The following is a 2,948-nucleotide window of genomic DNA, read 5'->3' as shown; positions in this document are numbered from 1 at the left end:
GATCATCAATCAATAAGCGCACGCGCACGCCACGATCCGCTGCACGAAGAATCGATGCGCCCATCTCACGACCCGTCAGATCGTCATGCCATATGTAATACTGAAGATCGAGTGAGCGCTGTGCTGTTTCGCTGAGGATCACGCGCGCGATCAGCGCATCGGTGCCGTTGGACAAGAGGTGAAACGCGTTCTCATCCGGATGCGATGCTTCACCCGGCGAAAAAGCTTCGCTAAGCTGAGTATTATTGGTGTCCGTGAACGCGTGCGTGGGCGTGCGTGTGTCCTGAGAAGGCAGGCTCGCGCATGCGGCGAGTATCGTGGTCAGAATGGCGGCGAGTGCGGTTCGTATCGTCATCGTGGCGCTTAGGGTTTGAATGACGCGTGAGCGCTGCTTTCGCGGCGCACCGGGTCGCTCAGGCGCGAGCGCACGAAGCGGATATGTTCGCGCAGCACGTAAAGCGCGTCGGCGTAGGCGAGCGGCAGTCTGATCGTATCGAGCGATTCTTCTATATAGTCCAGCTCCACGTTCAAAGCGCGTCGTTCATCGTCGCTGGTGAGACGCATGGCGCTGCGCTCGACGGCAATCAGCGCACCGTAATAGCGATAGATACGCGACCGCATGCGCCATCGATATAAAGCGGGCAAGACGCGCAGCGCGGGAAAGATCAGTACCGCTATCGGAAGAAGCAGCACGAGCGCGCGGTCCGCAAGATTTGCCAGCCAAAACGGCAAGCTGCGATAAAGAAAACTTTTACCCGAGCGGTAATAGCGATTGGCATCTTCGCTGATCGGAAACTCGTGCGCCACAGGACTCGGAAATTGTCCTGCGCGCTGCAACAGACCCGCCGTGCCGTGCACTTCCTGCGCAGCCTCGATCAACAAATCCGATAGCGCGGGATGCAGACTGGTACGCGCGACGAGTTCGACCATCGGCGCGATGAGATGCACGGATTCAGGCGGTATGCGCCGACCTAGATCGAGCACGCCGGGCGGCAGTTCGATATCGTCGAGATAGGGAAAAAGGCGCGTATAGGCGCGCGCTTCTCGGAAGTCCATCACCGAGATGCCGGGCACTCGGAGCAAGCGCAGCATCAGCGCGCGCGTGGCGGAATCGCCGCTGAGGAAGACGGCGTCCGCTTCTCCGCTGACCAACTGCGTGGCGGCTTGCAGACCATCGGTTGGCAAGAGTTGGGTGCCGTCGCCGGCCGTGATGCCGTTCGCTTGCAGCAGCGCCAGTGACAGCACACGCGTGCCGCTGCCTTCACGGCCGATGGCGATTCGTTTGCCTTCCAGTTGCGACAGCAGCGTCAGCCCTTTGCCGCGATAGAACACGACCAGCGGCACATACGACACGCTGCCCAGCGACATCAACTGTTCCGCTTGTTGTTTGGTAGCAATGCCGCCTTGCACGAGCGCAAGGTCCACATGGTCTTTGGGATTCAAAAGACGCGCGAGATTCTGCTCGGAGCCATCGGACGGCAAAACTTTGAGCGTGACACCGTTGCGCGCCAGGATCTTCGCATATTCCTGACTGATCACATAGAAAGAACTGTCCCGCTGGCCGGCGCTCATCGTGAGGGTTCGGGGCGGAGCGGGATCGACCAGCCAGAACACCAGCGCCGCCGCAATCGCGAGCGCCAGCACGGCAGGGCCGATGGTCCAGGTCAGGTCATGTACGAGGCTTCGCGCATGATCCTGCGGCAAATGCGGACGCTTCATGCGGTGCCCCGTCATGAAGCGACGATTCTCGAAACGGGCGATGCGCGGAAGGTGCGGATCATGGCGAGCCTTTTCGATGACGGCGTTGATCCGCAGTGTACCGCCAGCGACCTGTGAAACTTCGGTTTATTGCACGCCAAGAACCAGCGATCAGATCCAGTGCGCAGGAATCCAGACTGCACCGATCCAGTGGCCGGGAACGTAGACGGCGGGCCGCGGCGCGCGAGCCACATAGACTGTCTTGACGGGCGGCGGAGGCGGGGCGATGTAGACCGGCTTCGGCGCAACGTAGACCGTTTTCACAGGCGGCGGAGGCGGAGGCGGAGGGGCGGTAACTACCACGGTGGACGGCGGGGGCGGCGGCGGCGCTACGACGACCGTGGTGGAAGGCGGCGGCGGAACGATCACGGGCGCAGCGACCACGGTGGTGGAACCCGTCACGACCGTCGATCCGCTGACCACGGTCGTGCTATGCACGCCGTTGCTGGCGGTCGCGCTTCCCGACGTCACGACCACGCCCGGCGCGACGCTCGTTGCGCTGCCTGAGTGCGTAACAGTGCCGCCATTTGCCGTATCGATCGTGCCTGAACGGTTGCATGTCGAGCCGGCACAACTGGTCGATGCCGAGTGCGTCGAGGTATTGCCGTTCGGCCCCGTCACCGATCCCGTCGATGTGTATTGTCCCGGCGACGTGCGCGAAACGGTGTTGTCCGAAGTCGCGTTCTTGCCGTTCGGGCCGGTTGCGCTGCCCGTGTGCGTGCAGCTCGCGTTCGCGCAACTCGTGTTGCCTGCGTGCTGTACGTCGCGGCCATTCGGTCCGTAGGCGGTGCCCGAGTTGGAGAATTGGCCGGGTGCATTGCGCGTCACAGTGCCCGAGTTCGTCGCCACACCGCCCCACGGATTCATCACGCCGCCCGCATGCGAGCAGCTACCGCCGCTGCATGAGCCTGCGTGCGCGCTGTTGTATTCGCCGCGGCCGGTGTAGGCGGTGCCGCCACGCGCCCAGCCCGCGAAAGCCGAGCCGCTCGCAAGCGTAAGCGCCGCAGCCGTTGCCGCGATCAGCAGATGGCGCATGCCACAGCCTCTGCCTTTATTTGCCGCCTTGTTCGAAACGCGTGCGTCTGAAGCAAAAGTCGATTCGTTTTTCACGGGATGTCCTTCTCGGTTCTCAGGCCACTTTGCGTTCCGCGTTTGGCGTTTTGCGTGGCGACGGAAGTGACTATAAAAGC

At 62.3% G+C, this 2,948-nt stretch carries 2 protein-coding genes and 1 pseudogene; all 3 read right to left on the bottom strand.

Annotation, left to right across the window (positions count from 1 at the left end):
* Positions 1-355 (bottom strand): annotated as a pseudogene (locus tag P7F28_RS01630) (phospholipase D family protein); the annotation flags it as partial.
* 8 nt (positions 356-363) lie between these two features.
* A complete protein-coding gene (locus tag P7F28_RS01625; protein ID WP_370467206.1) occupies positions 364-1,734 on the bottom strand; it encodes a TAXI family TRAP transporter solute-binding subunit in 1,371 nt (456 codons plus the stop codon).
* Positions 1,735-1,869: 135 nt separating this feature from the next.
* Positions 1,870-2,793, bottom strand: coding sequence for a hypothetical protein (locus P7F28_RS01620; protein ID WP_277182669.1), 924 nt, complete (start codon positions 2,791-2,793; stop codon positions 1,870-1,872).
* Positions 2,794-2,948 lie beyond the last annotated feature (155 nt).

It is taken from the genome of Caballeronia sp. BR00000012568055, assembly GCF_029439455.1.
Lineage (GTDB): Bacteria > Pseudomonadota > Gammaproteobacteria > Burkholderiales > Burkholderiaceae > Caballeronia.
This window is presented reverse-complemented; position numbering and strand designations above follow the sequence as displayed.

Coding starts and splice junctions, on each gene's coding strand:
- P7F28_RS01625 (WP_370467206.1), bottom strand. CDS start 1,734: ATGACGGGGCACCGCATGAAGCGTCCGCATTTGCCGCAGGATCATGCG.
- P7F28_RS01620 (WP_277182669.1), bottom strand. CDS start 2,793: ATGCGCCATCTGCTGATCGCGGCAACGGCTGCGGCGCTTACGCTTGCG.